The sequence below is a fragment of the Mesorhizobium sp. LSJC280B00 genome, assembly GCF_000502835.1.
Classification (GTDB): domain Bacteria; phylum Pseudomonadota; class Alphaproteobacteria; order Rhizobiales; family Rhizobiaceae; genus Mesorhizobium.
Genome location: NZ_AYVL01000031.1, coordinates 24,644 through 45,081, shown reverse-complemented (window position 1 = coordinate 45,081; position 20,438 = coordinate 24,644). Strand labels below are relative to the sequence as shown.

19 protein-coding genes and 1 pseudogene are annotated in these 20,438 nt (G+C 58.2%); 2 read left to right on the top strand and 18 right to left on the bottom strand.

What is annotated here, in order from left to right; translation table 11 throughout:
- Nucleotides 1–644 precede the first annotated feature (644 nt).
- Nucleotides 645–1,697 carry a KamA family radical SAM protein gene (locus X773_RS68540; protein ID WP_023679753.1) on the bottom strand — a complete coding sequence of 351 codons (1,053 nt, stop codon included), beginning with the start codon at nucleotides 1,695–1,697 and terminating at the stop codon, nucleotides 645–647.
- Nucleotides 1,694–2,215 (bottom strand): condensation domain-containing protein, encoded by a 522-nt coding sequence (locus tag X773_RS68535; RefSeq protein ID WP_023679752.1) that lies wholly within the window; start codon nucleotides 2,213–2,215, stop codon nucleotides 1,694–1,696. Before X773_RS68535 ends, X773_RS68540 begins: the two co-directional genes overlap by 4 nt.
- A 609-nt stretch (nucleotides 2,216–2,824) precedes the next feature.
- On the opposite strand from X773_RS68535, the gene X773_RS68530 reads away from it, so the two are divergent.
- Nucleotides 2,825–4,087, top strand: a complete 1,263-nt coding sequence (locus tag X773_RS68530; protein WP_023679751.1) for an acetyl-CoA carboxylase biotin carboxylase subunit family protein — start codon at nucleotides 2,825–2,827, stop codon at nucleotides 4,085–4,087.
- A 10-nt stretch (nucleotides 4,088–4,097) separates the two neighbouring features.
- Nucleotides 4,098–4,862 carry a LuxR family transcriptional regulator gene (locus X773_RS68525; protein WP_023679750.1) on the top strand — a complete coding sequence of 255 codons (765 nt, stop codon included), beginning with the start codon at nucleotides 4,098–4,100 and terminating at the stop codon, nucleotides 4,860–4,862.
- Between the two features lie 285 nt (nucleotides 4,863–5,147).
- Here the strand turns inward: X773_RS68525 and X773_RS68520 are convergent, their stop codons facing one another.
- The 16 genes and pseudogenes from X773_RS68520 to nifE form a co-directional block, all read right to left on the bottom strand.
- Nucleotides 5,148–5,990, bottom strand: coding sequence for a hypothetical protein (locus X773_RS68520; protein WP_023679749.1), 843 nt, complete (start codon nucleotides 5,988–5,990; stop codon nucleotides 5,148–5,150).
- The gene (gene ectB, locus X773_RS68515; RefSeq protein WP_023679748.1) at nucleotides 5,980–7,239 is read right to left on the bottom strand and encodes a diaminobutyrate--2-oxoglutarate transaminase; all 1,260 of its coding nucleotides are present in this window, start codon (nucleotides 7,237–7,239) and stop codon (nucleotides 5,980–5,982) included. The genes X773_RS68520 and ectB overlap by 11 nt, the downstream gene beginning before the upstream one ends.
- Before the next feature lie 687 nt (nucleotides 7,240–7,926).
- Nucleotides 7,927–8,211, bottom strand: a complete 285-nt coding sequence (locus X773_RS78515) for a hypothetical protein (protein ID WP_245274822.1) — start codon at nucleotides 8,209–8,211, stop codon at nucleotides 7,927–7,929.
- Between the two features lie 1,016 nt (nucleotides 8,212–9,227).
- Nucleotides 9,228–10,241 (bottom strand): annotated as a pseudogene (locus X773_RS68505) (1-aminocyclopropane-1-carboxylate deaminase).
- 339 nt (nucleotides 10,242–10,580) lie between these two features.
- A complete protein-coding gene (locus X773_RS68500) occupies nucleotides 10,581–10,904 on the bottom strand; it encodes an exopolysaccharide production repressor protein (RefSeq protein WP_031212688.1) in 324 nt (107 codons plus the stop codon).
- A 29-nt stretch (nucleotides 10,905–10,933) separates the two neighbouring features.
- A complete protein-coding gene (gene fdxB, locus X773_RS68495) occupies nucleotides 10,934–11,251 on the bottom strand; it encodes a ferredoxin III, nif-specific (RefSeq protein WP_023679742.1) in 318 nt (105 codons plus the stop codon).
- On the bottom strand, nucleotides 11,248–11,451 hold the full coding sequence (locus tag X773_RS68490; RefSeq protein ID WP_023679741.1) for a CCE_0567 family metalloprotein: 204 nt from the start codon (nucleotides 11,449–11,451) through the stop codon (nucleotides 11,248–11,250). The genes fdxB and X773_RS68490 overlap by 4 nt, the downstream gene beginning before the upstream one ends.
- 25 nt (nucleotides 11,452–11,476) lie before the next feature.
- Complete coding sequence (locus X773_RS77615; protein WP_198023636.1) at nucleotides 11,477–11,959, bottom strand: DUF269 domain-containing protein; 483 nt, start codon at nucleotides 11,957–11,959, stop codon at nucleotides 11,477–11,479.
- 318 nt (nucleotides 11,960–12,277) lie between these two features.
- Nucleotides 12,278–13,447 carry a TlpA disulfide reductase family protein gene (locus tag X773_RS68480; protein ID WP_023679738.1) on the bottom strand — a complete coding sequence of 390 codons (1,170 nt, stop codon included), beginning with the start codon at nucleotides 13,445–13,447 and terminating at the stop codon, nucleotides 12,278–12,280.
- Nucleotides 13,448–13,862: 415 nt separating this feature from the next.
- Nucleotides 13,863–14,009 (bottom strand): hypothetical protein, encoded by a 147-nt coding sequence (locus X773_RS76795; protein WP_023679736.1) that lies wholly within the window; start codon nucleotides 14,007–14,009, stop codon nucleotides 13,863–13,865.
- A 575-nt stretch (nucleotides 14,010–14,584) separates the two neighbouring features.
- Complete coding sequence (locus X773_RS0139390; protein ID WP_023679735.1) at nucleotides 14,585–15,676, bottom strand: universal stress protein; 1,092 nt, start codon at nucleotides 15,674–15,676, stop codon at nucleotides 14,585–14,587.
- A gap of 107 nt (nucleotides 15,677–15,783) precedes the next feature.
- Entirely contained in the window at nucleotides 15,784–16,569 is a 786-nt protein-coding gene (locus X773_RS68475) for a response regulator transcription factor (protein ID WP_023679734.1), read from the bottom strand.
- 27 nt (nucleotides 16,570–16,596) lie between these two features.
- Entirely contained in the window at nucleotides 16,597–17,076 is a 480-nt protein-coding gene (locus X773_RS68470) for a NifX-associated nitrogen fixation protein (protein WP_023679733.1), read from the bottom strand.
- 16 nt (nucleotides 17,077–17,092) lie between these two features.
- Nucleotides 17,093–17,590, bottom strand: a complete 498-nt coding sequence (gene nifX, locus X773_RS68465) for a nitrogen fixation protein NifX (protein ID WP_023679732.1) — start codon at nucleotides 17,588–17,590, stop codon at nucleotides 17,093–17,095.
- Complete coding sequence (gene nifN, locus X773_RS68460; RefSeq protein WP_023679731.1) at nucleotides 17,556–18,938, bottom strand: nitrogenase iron-molybdenum cofactor biosynthesis protein NifN; 1,383 nt, start codon at nucleotides 18,936–18,938, stop codon at nucleotides 17,556–17,558. The genes nifX and nifN overlap by 35 nt, the downstream gene beginning before the upstream one ends.
- Nucleotides 18,939–18,945: 7 nt before the next feature.
- A complete protein-coding gene (gene nifE / locus X773_RS68455) occupies nucleotides 18,946–20,436 on the bottom strand; it encodes a nitrogenase iron-molybdenum cofactor biosynthesis protein NifE (protein WP_023679730.1) in 1,491 nt (496 codons plus the stop codon).
- Between the last annotated feature and the right edge of the window lie 2 nt (nucleotides 20,437–20,438).

Below are 20,438 nucleotides of genomic sequence, written 5' to 3'. Positions count from 1 at the left end.
GTTTCCCGCAACTCACGACGAGGAAGCACCCGCCCAACCCGCGCCTTCAGCGCTGTGAGCTCCTGCTCCCAAGCCAACAACGACCCTGACCACGAAGCGACAGACATGGTGCCTCCATAACCTGCCGAAGTGAATCAGAAAATCAAATGATCCGCAACTGTAGTACTAGGTCGGCCGTTGCAAGAATTGGGGGCCGCCCGGTCGGCAGGACAAATTCGATGGCTTCACGTAGGAGCAGACCAATCCTTGCCCTCAAGCAGGATGAGCGCTCTTCTCGCTATTGGCCGCCCATCGGTTACGTGCTGCAGCAGGCTGAGCACACCTGGCTTCAGACTTTGAAGCGATCGGTACCGTTGGCAGCGATTTATGGGCGCAAAGAATTTGCGAATTTGCGTGAAATGAACTGTTGCAACATTTTGATGGCCGATAGTGTGGCGTCCACCAACTTCGGAAGGCTGCGATGCCACCGGCATCGCAGCGGCAGACTCGTCCGCCGCCTTCGCAACCTCGATGCCGATGCGAGCAGGACCGGGCGCGCCGCAACGAGCAACTTTGCGCCCACTAAGACGCTGCCGCATGGAAACCTCGGCGCGTTGCGCTTGTCCGCGCTCTGGCCTGGTAATCAGCATTGCACGCCTTTCAATCTATCCTTCGGGCAAGTCGTCCAACCAGCAGGCGCCCTCAAGGTAGGGCCGGGAAAATATCTTTCCGACTTTTTCGTAAGCTCTATTTTGGTGGTATCGCATATACACGCGGCTATCGGCTCCAAGGTCGAGGATCTCGATCTTTCCTGTGTAATGGGACATGATGTATTTGAATGTCTTTTGGATGCCGCTGAGACGTTGGTTGATACTGTGCACAATCTCTAGTCCGCGGCGAAAAGGAACCTGAAAATGTGACGCGCCCTTCACCGGCCTGCCTTGAAAGAGATAATAGGGGCGGATACCCATTTGATGGCACTTCGCGAAGGTCGCCGCCAAAATCTCGGGGTCGTCATTGATTTTGGCGAGAAGCACGGACTGGTTGAGGAACTGTACGCCCTGCGCGCGCAAGGAGCGAATGTTGCGCTCAGCCTCGACTGAGATTTCACCGAAGTGGTCGAAATGTGTGACGATCACCGCGGCTTTACCCGCTTCATGGATCCGTTGGAACAAGGCCGGCAAGGCGGGATCCTCGAACCGCTTGGGCGCGTAGGCGGCTATTTTTGTGCCAAATCGAATCGAGTCCAGATGTGGGATCGGCAGCAGATGATTAAGAATTTTTTCGAGCTTGGCGGTGCTGAGCACGAACGGGTCGCCTCCTGATAACAACACGTTCGTCATCTCAGGATGGTTCCCAATATATTGTGCGATCTGCGCGAAGTCAGTTGCGATTTCATCGGAGTCCTTGCCAACGATCCGTTTCCGAAAGCAATACCGACAATAGGAGGCACAACGGTCTGTTACCAGCATCAACCCGGTCTGGGCATACTTGTGCTGAAGTCCGGGCACGACCGTGTTGTCGTGCTCGCCGCTCGTATCCAGATTGCCGGGACTCTCGAATTCTTCGAGTGAGGGCTCGACAATGTACTTAAGCTGGTCGTAGTAACCACTGGTGGTAATCTGCTCACGATAGGATTTTGTGACACGATAACGCGTGATGCTGTTGGCCTGCAGCTCACCCTCGGCAATGACCCTTGTCCCCTCTATAAAATTCACGGACGACGTTCCTCCGCCAACTGGGGTGGCGCCGACCAGAACCGTTGCTCGGGGTCGGCCACCGTCCGGCTCACCGCCTGCTGCAGCTGCCTCGCAAAGCGTTCGACCGTGCTCCGCTCAAAAAGCGACGTCGCGTAGATCAAACTCCCACGGACCGCCTCCACATCCGCTGCAGCCGTCAGATCGTCCCGTTTCAGCGGCAGGCCGACGTCCGCCGGCCCTATCCGCTGGAAGGGCTCACCGTCCTCCACCCCGAAAGCTGTGCGCAGCACCTTATGACGCACCACCAACGCGTCCAAGGCTGATTGCAGGGCAGCCTCTTCCAGCTCGCCGCGAAGCCGTAATCCCATCTGGCTATTACAGGTCTCGCTGCCACCGCCCAGGCGCGAAAGGAACCAAAGCCGCTGCTGGGAGAATGACAGCGGTACCCGCGACGCACGCGGCAAAGCTGCAATTGGCGGGACCGCACTCGGCGCAGCGTCTATCACATTGATGTGGGTCGTTCGCGCAACTTTCATTTAGAAACCCCTGGGCTGGCGACTCCGAGACCACCAACGTATCCTTCGCCGTGCCTCCTGCAATCGGCGTGCCACCGAACCGCAATCCGCGTGCCACCGAAGAGATTGTGGGAGGAAGGGGACAAAGCTATGTGTTTTGCGCCACAACCGTGACCTACTTGTCCCTCAGCGTGTCAAGTTCCCAACATGGACGTCTTCAACCGAACAGGACGGGCACAGTACTATAGCATAGTCGGGCGGAGCGCCCCTCGTGTCCCCGCCGCTTCCGCACCATGTTAGTCGTCTCGTTGCCAGGCACTTATTGCGATGGCCGCCCCGAAGTTTGATGTCGACGAGGATCCTGCTCGATCCCCCTGTTCATTGCAGGATACCTACCGGTTTCAGTGTGCGTCGTGACCGATCAACGTCATAGAGACAACACCCGCTGTGCCGCGGACATCCTAAAACGTTGCAAGAGATCATTAAAATCATTTTACAGAATCTTTGCGACCGCAAATCGGCTGTCGATGGTACTTTTCACCGCAAGGTCTGGGGTCAGGCACCAACAAAAAGCCGACGCGTGTCTGCGCTCGAACCAGCACAGCACGCCACGGAGGTCGACGCAAGCAAATGACAAGAAGAGCGCTCATTCTAGTTGAGGGTCACAGGAGTATTGGTCCGCTATACGTGAAAGCGGCCCAGCGTTTTGGTCTTCATCCAATTACCCTGTCGGCTGATCCAGCTCAGTACGACTATCTTGGTGCGGAAAGCCTTGAGGTCATCGGTGTCGATACAGAGGATTTCGATGCTCTGATCCGCGAATGTTCCCGGCTACGTGCAACCTATGACATTGCTGGCATTACCGGCTTTTCGGGCCTCGACGAGTCGATCTATGCGAAAGTTGGCAAGCTCTGCCGGCATTTCGATCTGCCAGGACCAAACCCTGCATCCATCGAACGATGCTGCGACAAATTCACTCAACGTCAACTCCTCGCGGCGGCCGGCGTTCCAATGCCTGGTTATCGCTTGGCAGCGGATGTGACGGAAGTGGAAAGCTCTGCAATGGAGATTGGCCTACCTGTCATTGTTAAGCCAGCCGTCGGTAGCGGCAGCTGCGGCGTCCGATTGTGCCGCGACGTCGATGAGTTAGCCGAACATACGACCTATCTGTTGGGCGGGAAGCACATATGGCGGTCTTCGCCCAGGATACTGATCGAAGAATTCGCTCAAGGTCCCCAGTATAGCGCTGACACAATGGGAAATGAGGTCATTGCAGTAGGTGCTGCTGAGTTCGGGTGCCCACCGCATTTTCTCGTTCTTGGCAGCATCTTTCCGGCCCCCCTTACTGATTACCAGCATAATCGGATCGCCGATCTTTCACTGAGCTGTTTGCGCGCTCTCGACCTTGGTTGGGGACCAGCGAATATTGAATTCCGATGGACGGAGCGTGGCCCAGTCGTCATCGAAGTCAATCCCCGTCTTCCGGGTTGGACCACTCCTCGGCTGATTGAGCTGGCTTATGGTATCGATCCCATTGCCGAACACCTCAAGCTTGTGATCGGCGAGGAATGGGGTTTGCGCAGAAGGCATTCGCAGACTGCGGCCGCGCGGTTCCTGGTTGCTGCGGGCGACGGCGTCCTCGACTGGATCGAGGGCGACAGTCTGGCGGTTGCCATACCAGGTATCGCCGAAGTCGAGTTGTATGTTGAACCCAAGACGCCGATAGTCAGGAAAGGCGATTTCCGAGACACACTGGGTCATGTCATCGCCGTCTCGCCCAGCCATGTTGAGACGGAGGCGATACTGCAGCGTGCCGTCGGCCTAATCGGTTGGTCAATCACACCCTTTTCGCCCGTCGACGAACAGAAATCAATCTGCGGTTCCTCACCTTGAGGCCACTAGGGTGGGGCCAGCTGCCAACACTGCCCGCCCCGGGGAGGCGTTTGCGGTCGAGTTCGGCCGATTTCTAGAGCAGACCGATGGCGTTGCTCAATCCGAGCAGTTGTTCGACCTGTTGTCTGCTCTTGCTCTGAATTTTGATTGCCGGTGGGTTTCCTATGACTCAATTTCACCTGGCCCAGAAGGCTTAAAGTCGGTCCGACGCGACCCAGCCGTTTTGCTAAATTTTCCTGAGGAATGGCAGGAGCGCTATTACGAAATGGGTTTTGACAGGATAGACCCCATTATTAAGACGTGTCGAACGCGAGCAGACGCCTTTCGATGGAGCGAGGTATACAAGGACGTATGCACTACGCAAGACGAACGGCGCGTTTTAGACGAGGCCGCGACGTTCGGCCTAAGGTCAGGCATTAGCGTTCCATTGCATGGCCCCGGCCGCAACTTTGCGATCATGAGTTTCGCTCAAACCGAGAACGGCGAACTCCATAATAGAACAATCACGTACTTGCAGTTTGCCGCGCTACATTTCCATCGGAAGGTCATTAAGTTTGCTAGTTCTAGCGGTACCGAGAGAGGGCCTGACCTTTCTCCCAGAGAAAGAGAGTGCCTCTCATGGATAGCCCGCGGTAAATCCTCATGGGAAATAGGGCAGATTTTAGAAATATCTCTTGATACTGTGAATTTCCACGTGAAGAACGTATTACGAAAAATGGATACTTCGAACAGGACGGCAGCAGCTGTAAACGCCATAAGATTAGGAATTATATAGTTTTAAGAAGCGCCATTGGCATAAATTGTTTTGACGTGAAACCGTCTGTTACGACAGAGAGATCGCACTCTTTACTTCAGTGTCTTAAAATCTGTTCGGCAACTGCGTCCTCTACAGCCGATTGGGGGGTCGTGTCGGAGGCCGGCAGCATCTGACACGCCAAGGGAATCATGATAGTGCCGGCCTTTCGAAGCGCGAGGGTCTGTAACTGAAACGCCTCACCGCTATGACGGATGTGATACCTTCACTGTTGCGCAAATCAGTGGGTCCCTGTCGACCGCCCCGTCAGGTCCACCAGAGAACAAGATCCGGGCGAGCAAACCCGAAAAAGCTGTTCAGCACTAGGCGACGCTTTCCGTTGCCTGATTGACCGGTGACCCCGTGAACGAAACCGCCATCGATCAGGCCGATATCCCCCGCCCTGAGTTGGAAGTCGCGACAAGGAACGCCCTCGAGATAGGCTGCCGAATAGGGATAGCCCGTAGTCTCCACACCTTGAGACCTTCGGTCGGTGACTGTCGGCTTGTGGCTCCAGAGCCGCAGATTGCCACCTTCCTCGGGCATGCTGGGATAGAAGTTGAGTGCTGCGACGGTGTTGTGCGCCACCGCAGAAAGCTCGTAATCGTTCCCAGCACATAACACTTGAGCGACGTCGTCGTGGGGGTCCAAGGAGAATGTGCCGCTGCCAGACCAACTGAGTGCGCGACAAACATTAGCCTGACCGTGCTCCGAACGGGCCAGCCGCAATTCAATGCCCTGGTCGTGAAGCTCGCGCTTCAACGCGTCGAATAATGCTCGGACCGGATCAACCAAATTGCCGAAGAGGGCGTCTAGTAATGGTCGCGCAGATTCCGATTCTGCGAAATAGCTGGCTGCATCTTTCCTGTAGTGTGATGCGCCGACATATTGTCCGGGGACGCCATCTTTACGCTCCCTGAGGCCGGGACTGTCAACAAAGTTCGCGGTGATTTCTTCCGCTATTTCCGTACTGAAAGCTTGCTTAATGTGCAGAGCGGTGATCTCACCTTTCAGGACTGAGATGATCTCCGCAGTGCTGATCGAGCCGGTTCGCTCTCTGATCTCGACACGCGAGATGGCTGGGGCTTGGGATACTTGATTATTCTCCATTGGCTTGCTCCTTTAGTGCGTGATCAAGGATGGCGATGCCATGATCGAGTTCGTCATCGGTGATGGTTATCGGTGGGAGGACTTTGATGACGTCGCGATTTGGTCCTGAAGATTCGATCAGGAGGCCATTTTCGAACGCGACATCGTGCACACGGCCGACAACGGCCTGCGAACGGCACTTGAGGCCGGCCATCAGACCGCGGCCGCGCTTTTGTTCGATGCACTTGGGAAATTTCGCGACGAGGCTATCAAGGTGTCTTTGCAGTTTGGCGGCCGTCCGCTCGACGCCTGCAGTAAACTGCCTGTCGGACCACATTTTGCACATGGCCCCTGCAGTCACAAAGGCGAGATTGTTGCCTCTGAACGTCCCGCTATGTTCTCCGGGATTCCAAATGTCCAAGTCGGGGCGAATCAGAACAATGGAGAACGGACTACCTGAACCGCTTAGGGACTTCGAAAGGCATACGATGTCGGGTGCGATCTTCGCGAACTCGAATGAGAAGAACTCGCCCGTTCGTCCCGCACCGGCCTGAATGTCGTCAACGATCAAAACAACGTCGTGCTTGCGGCAAATCCGCTGAATTTCTGCCAGCCAAGGTGCGGATGCAGTGTTCATGCCGCCTTCTGCCTGGATGGTCTCCAGAATAATTGCGGCTGGCTTTTCTATGCCGCTCCCTGGGTCGCCCAATACGGAGTCGATGTAATTCGCGGAATCGAAAGCTTGGGTAGGGTAGCCGTCATAGGGGACACGGATCACATCGTGGCGGGCGACGCCGCCCAGTTCCCTGGTTGACGCCGAACCCGACACTGCCAGAGCGCCGAGCGACATCCCATGGAAGGCGTTTGTGAAGGCCATGACGCTTGAGCGGCCGGTATATTTTCGTGCCAGTGCCAGCGCTGCTTCGTTAGCGTTTGTGCCGGTCGGCCCAGGAAATTGTATCTTGTAAGACAGCCCCCTGGGCTTCAGGATCGAATCCACAAACGCTTCAATGAAGTCACGCTTTGCCGCTGTATACATGTCTAGCGATAGGAGAATGTTCTCCCCAACCATATATTCGATTGCCGGTGCAATAATGTCTGGATTGTTGTGGCCGTAGTTGAGTGCGCCGGACCCTACAAGAAAATCGATATAAGGGTTACCGGCCTCGTCCCAGATTGTCGCCCCAAGGGCCTTCGTAAAGACTGCAGGAAACGACCGCCCGTAGCGACGAACGTTGGACTCATAAGCCGTAAAAATTTCAGTGTTCATTTCAGGGTCCCTCTGCGTGCCGCGTCGCGTTCAATGAGTCCGCGACAAAAGGGAGACGCTCGCGCGGCAGCTCAACTGCTGCACTGACGCATTTCGGAACCTCCTCTACCGTAGTCACGTTGCTCTGCACGGCAATATCTCGCGTCTATGCGTTGGACGAACTCCGTTCTAGAGTTTTCGGGGAGGCGTCGATACTACGGCATTTGGTAGTTGACGCACCTGCTTGTACCCGGCGAAACGCCCTGCCAATCCTATCAAGCTCAGCGCTAGCACCGGCTCATGTGTGACAGGCGCTTCTGCCATGCAGCAGCATGCTAAGGTGTTGCAGGCCGCTTCGGCAGCAACACGAACCGCATGGTGCCCCGGCTCGTAGTGTAGCTCGGCGGTAGCGAAGCCGCGCGCGAGCGCGCCCTCAACAGCGCCGTAGCGAGCGAGCGGCGTAGCGGGCGATGATCGGCGTTCTTCGATGTCGGGGCCGCTTTCGGACCGCTTCTGAAGCGTCTCGACCAACTATGCATAAATGAGGATCAGGGTCTCGAAGCCGACGGCGGAGGACATTACAGTCTGTATGTCGGACCAGACTAAACTAAGCCGGTTCCCCCCCTTTTAGGCCAACAAAAGTTTACCAGACAACTTTGTGCTGAGAGATACCCACATGATCTGTCGAAGCCGCGTAAAAGTAGGGGACTAGACTCCATCGACCGGGTTCACACGAGGCAGATGGAGGCGGCCCGCCTTATGCAGTCTCGAGAAGATCGACATTCGCTCACGCGCTTTCAGGCGGTTTGCCGACCTCCAGTCAGCATGCGGACGCCTTTGGATGGGCATATTCGCACATCCTACAAAGCAGAAAGCCATCCGTCCCATCCCATTCATGCGGTCGACGATTTGGCTAAAAACTGGCCCTTCAAAGAGATCTGCGTATTCGTCGCGCAGAAGATTGCCCAATACGTGGCGCCGTTCAAAATCCATGCAGCAGCGCGTAACGTCACCGTTTGGGAGAAGAACATTCCGATACTGCCGTCCGTCAACGCACGTCAGCGCGCCGACGACTGGCTGCCGTGGTTCGACGACCTTCGGATCGACGCTTCCACCCCTGCTGCTCAGAGGCCGCGCGCGAACTAGCGCTTCGGCGGGGATTATCCCGGCGATATCCGGATGGACCTCGCCCAGGGCTATAAACCGAATCAAGGCGATGTCTGTGTCGACCACTTGACGAATCAAAGCGAGATACTTGTCTCCGACAAGACGGCTATTCATGTATGCGCCATCATCGAGAACATGGACCACGAATACCCTTGAGCGCAGCGCTTGCAAGCGGTGTAGATCCCGCCCCTTCATTCCTACAAGCGTCGTGAAAATCCGGACGCCATGGCCTCTGGCGTAAGCGTGCTCGACCATTTCGGTGCAATCCGGATTGAGCCAAGGCTCGGAGTACCCGGCGAAACTAATGTCGACGGAAGTTGGTACGCGCGCCAGGCACCGCTTGAATCTTCAAGACCAAGGTGCTTCACATGAGAGACCGCTTTTTGCCGATGGGCGAATTTGTCCTGCGGACAATAAGAACATCCGACGATGCAGCCGGTGGTCGTCGTTATTTCCAAAACCCTGCCGCCGCCTGGGATGGCAGAGCCCAGTTCCTGTAAGATCATCGGATATGCCTCCACTTTTATGGCATTCTTGGCGAATCCTGATTATTCAAGTAACAAGTTACTGATTTGATTGAAATCTGGCGTTATCGCATACCTCGCGTATATTAATTACCTCTCTCATAATATCAGATATATCGACCACGGTTCTAATATTCGACGATAATACCGATTTTCGGTTTCCGTAGTATCGATCGGTCAAATTTCTCGATAAACTCAGTCAGCTTCGCGTTGGGCGGCAAACAACCCCCGACTCCATTGGTTTGCTGGGCGGCCCTGGCACCTAGTTTGGGCGCTTCGCCCGCACGGCAGGATGGCGAAATCGCAATCTGCCGAGCGTCAGCCGTGGCGGAAGGTGTCGCTGTACCCGTTGATGGCCGGCCCGCCGCCGAGATGCGCGTAGAGCACCCTCGATCTCTCTGGAAAGAAGCCTTTCTGGACGAGGTCGATCATCGCTTGCATAGATTTGCCCTCGTAGACGGGATCGGTAATTATACCCTCGAGCCGCGCACACAGGCGGATGGCCTGCTTCGTTGCCTCGGACGGAAGGCCGTAACCGGGAGACGCGTACCCCTCGAGCAGCACCACGTCATCCTGGATGATTTCCATGCCAAACTTGACGAGCTTCGCAGTATCCCGGGCAATACTTAGCACCTGCGCCTTGGTTTGGGCGGGGTGGCGGAGGCATCGATACCGAGCACGTCGCGCTGTCGACCGTCCTTGGCGAATCCAACGAGCATGCCGGCATGCGTCGAGCCTGTGACCGTGCAAACGACGATGTAGTCGAAGGCAAACCCAAGCTGTTTCTCCTGGGCGCGCACCTCCTCCGCCAACCCGACGTACCCAAGCCCGCCATATTTGTGAACTGAGGCCCCGGCCGGTATCGCGTAGGGCCTGCCGCCCCTTGACTTCACCTCATCGAGCGCCTGTTCCCAACTGCGGCGGATGCCGATATCGAAGCCCTCATCGACAAGGCGCACCTCTGCTCCCATGATCCGGCTCAGGAGAATGTTGCCAACCCGGTCATAGACGGCGTCCTCATGTAGTACCCAGCTCTCCTGAACCAGGAGACATTTCATGCCGATCTTGGCGGCGACCGCAGCGACCATGCGCGTATGGTTGGATTGCACACCCCCGATGGTGACGAGCGTATCAGCGTTTGACGCGATCGCGTCGGGGATGATGTATTCGAGCTTGCGGAGCTTGTTTCCGCCGAACGCGAGACCGGAGTTGCAGTCCTCGCGTTTGGCGTAGATTTCCACCTTGCCCCCCAGATGCTTGGAGAGGCGGTCGAGCTTTCTCGATCGGCGTGGGTCCAAATGTGAGCGGATAGCGTTCGAACTTTTCCAGCATTTTCTCTCCGGAAACACGCGATGGAGCTGAATTAGCCATTCACAATTCATTCGAGAGGCGTCTTTGATTTGACGTCATCTGCATTATCCGGCGCCAGAAGAGTCCCATTACCTATTTCCAGCGCCTCGTTTGTCATTGAGAGTTGTAACTGCACGCCGGCGTGCGGGAGATTACCCCAATGCGTACGGCATTCAAGAACTGCATCTCCTGGATTATCTAGAATGACCGGATTGCTGTCACCATGGACCTCTCAAGCGCAGTATTCCTTCTAATATCTGCTCAATGTTGATGGTTGGTCCAAAGTGGCGCTATCTTGGGCACTGACCTTGTCACGGCGCCTCAAGGCAGCAGCAGCGATATGGCCATCATTTGATCGCGCTGGAGCAAATCTGCGGATTCATTCGTCACCTCATCAAGGTCTGGCGGCTCGCATCCAACTTCCTTGCAACTGCCGAAATGCTCAGCCCTTTGGCCAGCTCGGCTAACGTAGCCAGACCGCCAGATCAGAAAGAGCACGCTTGCGAAATAGGCCAGCTGAAGGAGCAGCGAATAAGCCAGCGTGGTGACGACTACTGTGCCGATGGAATGAGAAGCGAAGTAGACAGTCAGTGCGGTGCTGCACAGCACCAGCCCCAGGACGCGACAAAAGATTCTAAAGGGCAACGCCGTTCTCCTGGTCTTGTCTCCTCAAATCATGCTGCGACCTGGTCGGCCGCAACATGGGTCTGGCAGTTCTTCGGGCAGACGCGGCCGCAGGCTCCGCAGCCAATGCAGCGGCCGGCATGGTCGACGACCATGATCATGCGATTGAGCTCGCCGTCGAAATCGTCGTCTTCACCGTCGCAGGCGCCGAGGATTTCACCCGCGTCATCGACACCGTAAAGATGCATGACCTCGCGAGAGCAGACTTTGAAACAGCGGCCGCAGCCGATGCAGGTCGTGCCGTCTATAGCGGTGAGATATTCCGGCACCCATCCGGAGCCGTCGCGGGTGATAAATGTGCTCGTCATCGTAACTTCTTCATTGCAGCGAGCGCTCTCTTGGCACCATCCAACTGGGCAAAAACCGCCGACGTTTCTTGGGCAACTTCCTCTATCTCCGTCCATTTTCCCGGGAGATTCTCTGCAAGGTCGCGCAATTTCATCTTGGCAACTGCCGCGCGCAGCTGAAGCTTTCGGACTTTCTTCCCCATCTCATCTAGCTTTGACATAAATCCTTCCTCGAAATCGGTTTCTTCACGCCCGTGCCACGTCGGGATAGGCTTCGATGGCTGCAGTCGCATCGTCGGCCAGTTTCGTACCGGCCTCCGCGAGCTTCCTGAACGTGTCGAAGCCGAACCGGTAGATGTCTCGACAGAGCGACCAACCGCCCGGCCGTGAAAAGCAATCGTCCGAAGCCCCCATGGGTTTCATCTCCATCGTTGGCGATCTCATCAGGCCGGAGCGCTCCTCGATCCTAAGCCCGACGGCCGTGTAGAACATATCGAGCTTCCACAGCACTTCCGGATCGGGATCGCCGATGATGGGGATCGCACGGCGCTGTTTTCTGGTGATGATGAAGTCGCCCAGCAGTTCGGCGTCCGATTTGCCTTCCCGTGACCCGGAGGCATCCTGAGCACCGATCAGCCGCACGAGGCATCTGACAAAAAGCACGGCAAGGGCCGCCTCGTCCTCGTTGACCGCAGGGCTGACTGCGGTATCAGTTCGCCTTCTCCTCATTTCAGTCCTCTTCCTCGAAGCACGCTGCCTGTTTTCGGGGACACCTACTTCGGGCACACTTGCGCAGCCGACGCCCGGCTCGGCGCGGCTGATTCCACGCCATTGATGTCCCTCTGGCCGACCTTGAACACGTCCTCGACTGCGAAGTCTTCCACGCAAATTCGCGTCGAATATCACCTCCGCCGCAATGCGGCCGGAGGCCATGAAGATTCGAGCCTCGATCCTGCTGCAAACGATCGACCAAGTGCTGCATGGACCCTCCTTGCTGCGGTCACACCAGGGAAATGGACGAATTGGCCAGTAAGCCATTTCGACCAATCATCCCTTTCTATGTTTTCTCCTTGGCCGACCGCGCTTTGGCACCTTCGGGAAATTGTTTTGCGGAGCCGCACAGAGAGCTCCGTAACAAACTTTCCCACCCCTGTACTTGGCGAGGGCCTGCAGCAAATCCGGCAGATGCTGCTCTTTCAATTCGGCCGGGATAGGCTCCGGACCGTCCAGCGACGTCAGTGCCATTTCGACCAACTCGATCGCGCGATCATTGTTGCCGTTCTCGTGATAATACCGGGCAACCGCGGGATAGGACCGGAACTTAGGGCTGTCGCCTTGCGGGGGATTCAGCGCCAGGATGTGTTCGGACAGCTCCTTGCCCATCGCGAAGCGCTCAGCAGGGGGAAGGCGCGAATGGTCATTGGCCGGATGGAAAAGTTGGTCTAGCGCCGAAACCATCCAGTCCTCGGAGTTTTTGTCGATTGCGTCGCGAACCAATTGGCGCATCACGGGCAAGCCGGTCCACATGTCTTGAATTTTGTGTAGCAACAGATGCGCATGAGCCAGGCGAAAATTGATGTCGTCGGGCATCAAGGCGATGCCCTCTTCGATCGCCCAGAGCGCCGTCTTCCAATCTTCTAACTTCACCGCCGCCCAGAATCTGTCATCGATCGGCTGCTTCAACGCTTGTTCGCGCGCCATTGGTTCGCTTGTGGCGATCCGCTCCATATCGGCGGCTTTAGCTTTATCGCTGATGCGCCAGCTGCCGTTGAGCACTTTGGACAAAACCTCATCGAGTTGGCTGGGATGACCGGTAAAGGCGATGTGGCCGTCTCGGTCGACCACGAACGAGGTCGGAATCCCGACGGAAAAGCTGGGTTTCATCCAAAGCTTGTTCATTTCACCTGTGTGGTCGAACGCGATCCGATAGCTCAGATGCGAGCACTTTTCGGTCAACCACGCGTCCAACTTGGTGCGAGCCTCAACGGCTGTTGGAGCGTCTTCATTAGCCGCGACGCCGACGACCTCAAGTCCGCTGTCCCTGTATTTTTCCTGGAGCCGCATCAGATCGAGCATCTCCGCCATGCATAGTTCGCACCAAGTTGCCCAAAATTCGACGATATAGACTTTGCCGGGCTGGAAGTTCGCAAGGGGCTCGCCACGCAGCCAGTCCTCCACTTTGATCGAAGGAGCCGGTGACCCCATCTGCAATACCATGTTGCTCTCCAAAGCTGTTGCCAAAGGTTGCGTGACCTATGCGCGAGCTTGTTCCCCCTTTGAGACGGGGCACGAGGGTTCAAGGAAGGGAGAGCATCGCTCGTCTTGCGCATCTGCGTGCAGTCAGCCTCCACTCCGTGTTGCTGAAGCTCAATTCGCAAAGGCCGTGCCAACGCGCTAAGCGCGCACTAAACGCATGATGACACTAGAAAATCACCTCCGGATGCCCAAGATGGCCGGTTGTATTGAACCCGACATGTTTTCTGCTGCTGTCCGGTTTCGGACACGCATCACTCGCTTCGCCGCGCCAGAAAAGCGTGGCCACGAATGGCTGAACAGGCATTCGGGCTGAGGGACGAGCAGATGGACATCATGACTGCGTTGACTGCCGCTAGGCCCGTCATCATCGTCCGCTTCACGCCACCGGCTTGAGCGTCTTGCCGTTCCGGTCCATAAGGCGGTAGCGGATCTCGCCATTTGCGATTGCAGGGGGGCCGCTCCATCCGAGCCCGGCCTCGGCCCCCTCGCCCGCCTTGCGATTGAATTCCTGGGCTGGTGTCATGGGAGTTCTTCACGACCCAAGCCGGTCCAGCTGTAGCTCGCCAATACCGCCATCCTCAGATCGATGATGTCGTTGCGAAAAAGGCCAGGATGAGTGCCGGCATGTGCGGCCGGTGAGCTCTCCGGGGTTCCTGCTTTGTGCCGATATGTTCTGTGTTCCCTGTGCTCAGGCGCTACAGGGACCGCCTGGTGCGATGTGAGCGTTGTCAGAATTTGACCAACCCCAAAGGCCGCTCCGTCGCCACGCGGGTCGGGCGACGGCCGTCCTTGCCGCTAACCCGCTACCATCCCTGACGACGACAACGTGATTAATGCGATCGAGTCCCGCCGACTCCGGCAGAGCACGACCCTCCAGACTCGAAGTTGAGGGCCTTGGCCACGGCACGGTCGCGTTGTTCAGCTCCGGGCCAGTAGTCAGGAGAGATCGTGATAGCGCTAATACGATGCGGCTACGGTCCGAACGCCGCCTGCCGCGCTGAAACGACGCTCTTTCTCGACCTTGACGCCGACCTGCGAAGCCCCGGTTTTGACTGCATTGAGGAGCGCCTGTACCTCTGCCGGCCGTTGGTCTCCGCGTTACGGATCATCTCGGGCGAGGAGAACCCCCGAGCGCGCGTTAGAGACGTCCGCGATGTTCTCGGCGACGGCGCGTGCAGATTGGCTCCGAGGAGCTTCGCGAAACTGGGCGCGTTTGCCGCGGCCTTTCTCCGACTTGGCATCAGCATAGGTGACCCAGGGGAGTAGAGCTTCGAACAGCATCGGTGCTGCTTCAAAACCCGTTAGCGAGCCAAAAAACAGCGGCAATGGCGGCTTCCCCACTATCCATCTCGTTACGCCACCGAAGAGCCGCTCGCGCAGCGGTCGGCTGCCGTAAGCGCCCATCACTATCATGTCGGCAGACGTGTCGATTGCGTGCTGCGCGAGCACCGTGGCCACTGGTTTGCCGGCGCTCGCCAGCCGGTCAACCGACACCCAAGCACCGTGCCGAGTGAGATAGGCAGCGATGTCGGCTCCCGGCTCGGTGTCGTTTCCGGTGCAGGTCGCCTCCGGATCGACGAGTGCGACACGAACTTCCTCAGCATCGGCTAGCAAATCCAGCGCTTCCCGAACTGAACGGGACGCCTCGATTCGCAAATCCCAGCCGACCAGCACGCGCCGTGGAGACAGAGTCGCCTCAGCGCCCTCCGGCACGACAAGCACCGGCTTTCCGGTGTCGAACAGGCTGCCGTTGATAACAAGGGGACCGACGTTAATGTCGTTGAGAAGTGCGGGGCCGACGATTGTCAGGTCGTTGCAGAGAGCCCGCTGTCGCACCGCGTCACCGATGCTGGCCTGATCGCAGTTGGCAATATCGACATCATAGCACCGCCACGTGGCTCTCAGCAGTTTGTGAATTTCCCTGGATGTTTTCTCCAAACTGGCTGTGTCCTGTGAAAATCTCTCGATTTGCCTGTACCGTTTTTCCAGTGCGGCAATGGCGTGTGCGCGATTTCCAGGCCACTCGGGGATGCCATCGCCCAGCGGCGGAGGCGACATAACGAGCCGCGGAGGCGACATAATCAGTACGGAAAGATACGCGCCGACTTCGGCACACAAGCTCGCAGCTGTTCTGACGTCCTGGTCGGAGTGGTCAGCTCCCGCTACACTGAGTAGGCTTTTGAAGGCCATCTGACTGCTTCTTTCTGAATATGTCGTACCTGCCGGCGCGTTTCGAAGCCGCAAGACTTGCCCTCAGCACGGCGGAAATGCGGAGTGGCACCACATCGGTTATCTATTCAGCCGTCCGGCCACTCGAGCGAGTAGCCGGCCGACCTGACGGTACGAATGACGCTGGAGGGGGAGGCCGCATTCAGAGCCCTTCTGAGCCGGCTGATATGGACATCCACGGTGCGTACACCGACATGGATATTGGCCGGCCAGGCCGCGCTGATCAGCTCGTCTCTGGTGAAGACCTTGCCGGGAGTCTCAAGCAAAAGCCGCAGCAGGTTGAACTCGATCGGCCCAAGGTGGACTTCGTGGCCATTACCCCGAACGCGGTGGGCATCGAGCCTTATCTCAAGGTCGCCACAGGAGATCCAGCCGCCGTTTTCAATCCCGTTCGAACCCGGCTTTGGCAGCGCCAGCTTCATCCGTAGACAGTCAAGCAGCTGGGCCGGCGCGAAAGGCCGCACAAAGCTCTCGTCAATACCAGCCTTCAAGAGATCGAGGTGCTGGTTCTCGGCGCCGGGCGCGATCAGCGCAATTACGGGCAGGCCGCCGGTCCGGGGCTCCCCCTTGAACCGGGCGCAGATTGTGGAGCCTGTCGCGCCTGCCGGCCCGCAGTCCAGCACTACCGCCTGGAGCTCCCGTTCATCGGCCAATGCAAGTGCTTCCTTCACGCCGCCTGCCGGCTCACTCGTGAAGCCGTCCACTCCCAGAATGTGGCTGAGGAACAGATACAACTCAGCATCTTGCGAACAGATCAGGACCAGTGGCTTCATCAGCGCTACCCCAAGAACCACATCGGCCTCGACCGCCTCCATTGAGAGGGCTGGCCATCGCATGTCCTCAAAGCCTGACATGATCCCCTTGATCGAAAATTGGTTCCATCACGCCCGCGCCACCTCGGGATGAGCCTCAATGGCTGCGGTCGCATCGCCGGCCAGTTTGGTACCGGCCGCGGCGAGTTTCCGGAACGTCTCGAAGCCGAACCGGTGGACGTCGCGCAGGGTCTTCGACAGAACGACCAACCGCCCGGCCGTGAAAAGCACGCGCCCGAAGCCCTCATGGCTCATCTCCATCATCGGCGATGCCATCAGGCCGGAGCGCTCCTCGATCGCAAGCCCGACGGCGGTGTAAAACATCTCGAGCCTCCACAGCACGTCCGGATCGGGATCGCCGATGATCGGGATCGAACGGCGCTGTTCCCTGGTGATGATAAAGTCGCCCAGCAGCTCGGCGTCCGATTTGCCTTCCCAAGACCCGTGGGAATCATGAGCCCGGACCAGCCGCACGAGACATTTGACGAACGGGGTGGCAAGGGCCGCCTCGTCTTCGGCGACAGCAGGGCTAAGCACGGCGTCAGACATTCGCCCACTCCTCATTTCAGTCCTCGTCCTCGAAGGACGGGCTCTGTTTGGCGACACCTGCCTGCGCCAGCACCTTGCGCAGCCAAGGGGGAGGACACGTCCTGAGCATCATCTGCGTGCGCAACAGCACCTCTTCGATTGTTTGGGGCTGCGGCACTTTGATCGGATGAATTTTTGCCGAAACAACCTTGGCTGCCGAAGGTCCGCCGATCGCCAGACAAAACAGGAGATGACATCCCTTGAGCGCCTCCACCTTCGGCGTGATGCGGTCATCGCCCTCAGTTCGGTGCTTCCCGCTCTCGTCGGAAACGTCATCGAAGGCCACGGCCTCGACGAGATTCCACTCCTCGCGCGACACGTCGTAGACAGCAAAGCGCCTGGCCGACCCGAAATGGGCATTGAGGTTCTTCATATCCTGCGTGGCGATCGCCACGCGCAATGCGCCGGCTTGGCGTTCCGGCGTCGGTGCGTGAACCTCGTCAGTGACGAGCGAGAGGCGACGAACGGAGCTCATCTGGGATTTCTCGCTTACGGAGTGGATCAAGCGCCTCAGGGGTCGGCGCGTGCCGGTTGGCTTCAAAGATGTTGGCAACCTCGAAGATCATGTCGCGGGTCCCCTGATAGAGGATTGTGAGCTTGTGCTGGCTGCCGAGCCGGTCGAAGATCGGGAAGCCGACCCGCATGAGCGGAATGCCGAGGCGCTGCGCCGCCTGGCGGCCATGGGAATGGGTGACGAGAAGATCAGCGCCGGCGCCAAGAGCTTCCAAATCGCCGAGATCGCCGATCTGAACCGACTGCGCCGGTACTTCCTCCAAAATTTTCGACATGTCGGTCGTGGTGACCGCCGCTGCGATTTCGGAGCCCATGCCGATGAAGAAGCTCGCGAGTTGGTAGAGTTGGTCTGGTTCAGCAGCGATCGCAATTTTCTTGCCTCCAAAGTGGAAATGTCCGTCGAGCAACGCGTCCTGCAACTGCGCCCGGCGACGGCGCACCTCAGCCGGCGCCGCAGCGCCCGAAACCGCGGAGAGCAGCGAGACGAACCGGTCTGCGTCCTTCAATCCAGTCAGCGACCGGAACAGCACATAAGGCACGCCGGTCAACCTCTGCAGCAGGTCGGCCGGGCGGCGCATATGCTCACCGATGACGATGCATTGCTCGGCCGTGCCAAGCTCGCGGATATCCTCGACGCTGGTGCCGCCATAGGTGGTCGTGACCCAGCGGTCGGGCACGGTACCGTCAAGCGAGCCGGAGACGTCCGGCAGAATCACCGGCTTCAGTCCAAAGCTTTCAACCATCTCACGCAAATGCTCTAGGTCAGCCACAGTGAGGTTCCAGCCAGGCAGGATCACGATCTTCTTCGACTGCCGCGCCTGCTCGCCGCGCCGCGTAATCCTTTCGATCATCGCGGTGACAGCCTTGGCCCAGCCCTCTTCGATCGCGCCGTCGAAATCCGGCGTGTTGGCTAGTACCACATCCGTACCCGCGAGTTCTTCCGTGCGCTTCAGCCTGATATTGGAGATATCTCCTGCGCAGTCTTCGCCCCGGGTTTCCACCAGCGCCGTCGTGCAGACCCCGATCAGCGTTGGCTTTGTGCGGGCCTTGAGGTTGAGGATCGCCTCTTCCAGATGGTCTGCCCCGCCAAGGATCGTCGCCACCTCGTCCATCGCCGTCGTCTGCAACGGGATGGCTTCCTTGAAATGCCGCACGAACAGCACGAGCGCAAAGCTGGTGCACCCCTGGCTGCCGTGGAACAACGGCATCGCGCCGTCGACCCCAAGGAAGGCGAAGGCGGCACCCAACGGCTGCGATGACTTCAGCGGATTGACCGCCGCCGCTTTGCTCTGGGGAAGGATGCGGACCATCGCTTCCTCAACACTCGCTGAAATCGTCGGTCATCGTGCCGGCGAATTTCTTGAAAGCCTGGACGGTCGGGGTCTCGCTCTTTGTGCTCGGCACTTCGTCCTTCATCGCAGGCTGGCAATCCCATGGTGCCGGCTCCCGCACCTGGCACCAGATCGGGTTATGAATGGCGAGGTCGATCTGGCGTACGAGTTCCACCATGCCGTCATAGCCGGCGTAAGGGTGTTGGCGCTCCTGGTTGATATCGAGCCAGGGTGTCTTGGCCTTCAGCGCGATGAATTGCGTACGCCCGCCCGACAGCATGATATCGGCCTTATGTTCTGAGAGCATGGCGTAAAGCTCGCGCGGTGCCATCTGCTCGAACATGTGGTTGTCGTCCTTGAGCATCTGTTTGACGCGCTCCTTGTCTTCGACTGTGGATTTCTTGACCGAGGTGCCGACGATCTCGATGCCGATCTCCATCAGTGCATGGACGACCGACCAGGACTTCACACCGCCGGTGTTGAGCAGCACGCGCTTGCCTTCGAGCCTCGGCCGGTAGGCCGCGAGCTTCTTCCACGCAATCGCCTCCTCCTCTGCAATCAAGGCCTCCGTGCGGTCCAGGATCTCCGGATCGGCACCCTTCTTCACGAGCAGCTGAGATATCTGTCGGAGCGCTTCCGAGGTGTCCGTGATGCCGTAGAAGGAGCCCTCGAAGAACGGAATATCCCAGCGCTGCTCCATCTTGCGGGCGAGATTGATGAGCGCGGTCGAGCACACCATCATAGCCGCCCGGGCGCGGTGCGCGCAGGCAATGTCGAAGTAACGCGCGTCACCCGGAATGCAGGCGCGCACCCGGATCCCGAGCCGATCAAGGAGCGGTTTCACGAGCCAGAACTCGCCGGAGAGGTTGAATTCCCCAAGGATATTGATGTCATACGGCCCGGCGTCGTCCGGTTCTACCGTGCCGATGACATGCTTGAGCAACGCCTCGCCGGCAAGCTTGTTGCCGAGATTCTTGGAGCCGACGAAGCCCGGCGCATTGACCGGCACCACCGGCAGGCCGAACTTTTCCGCCGCGCGCTTGCAGACGGCCTCGATGTCGTCGCCAATCAGCGCCGTCACGCAGGTCGGATAGACGAAGATAGCCGGCGGCCCATACGCTTCCTTGATCTCGCGGATCGCTTTGAAGAGCTTCCGCTCGCCCTGCCCCATCACCACGTCGAGTTCGGTGAGGTCGGTCGTGAAGCTTGTGCGCCACAGCGTTGGCCCGGACGAAGCCGCACCGCGGTTGTCCCAGGAATTGCCCTCGCAGGCGAGCGGCGCATGGATCAAATGCGCAACGTCGGTGATCGGCTGCAGCACGATCTTGGCGCCATCGAAGGCACAGCCGCCGGCCGCTGCCCCGGGGGTCGGTGGCTTCGAACAGCCCTTTTTGCGTGCCTTGGCATCCTTGCCGCGGTTCTTCTCGCAGGCAGGCTCGTTGAAGACATCCTGGATTTTGGCTCTGAGCGAGGACATTG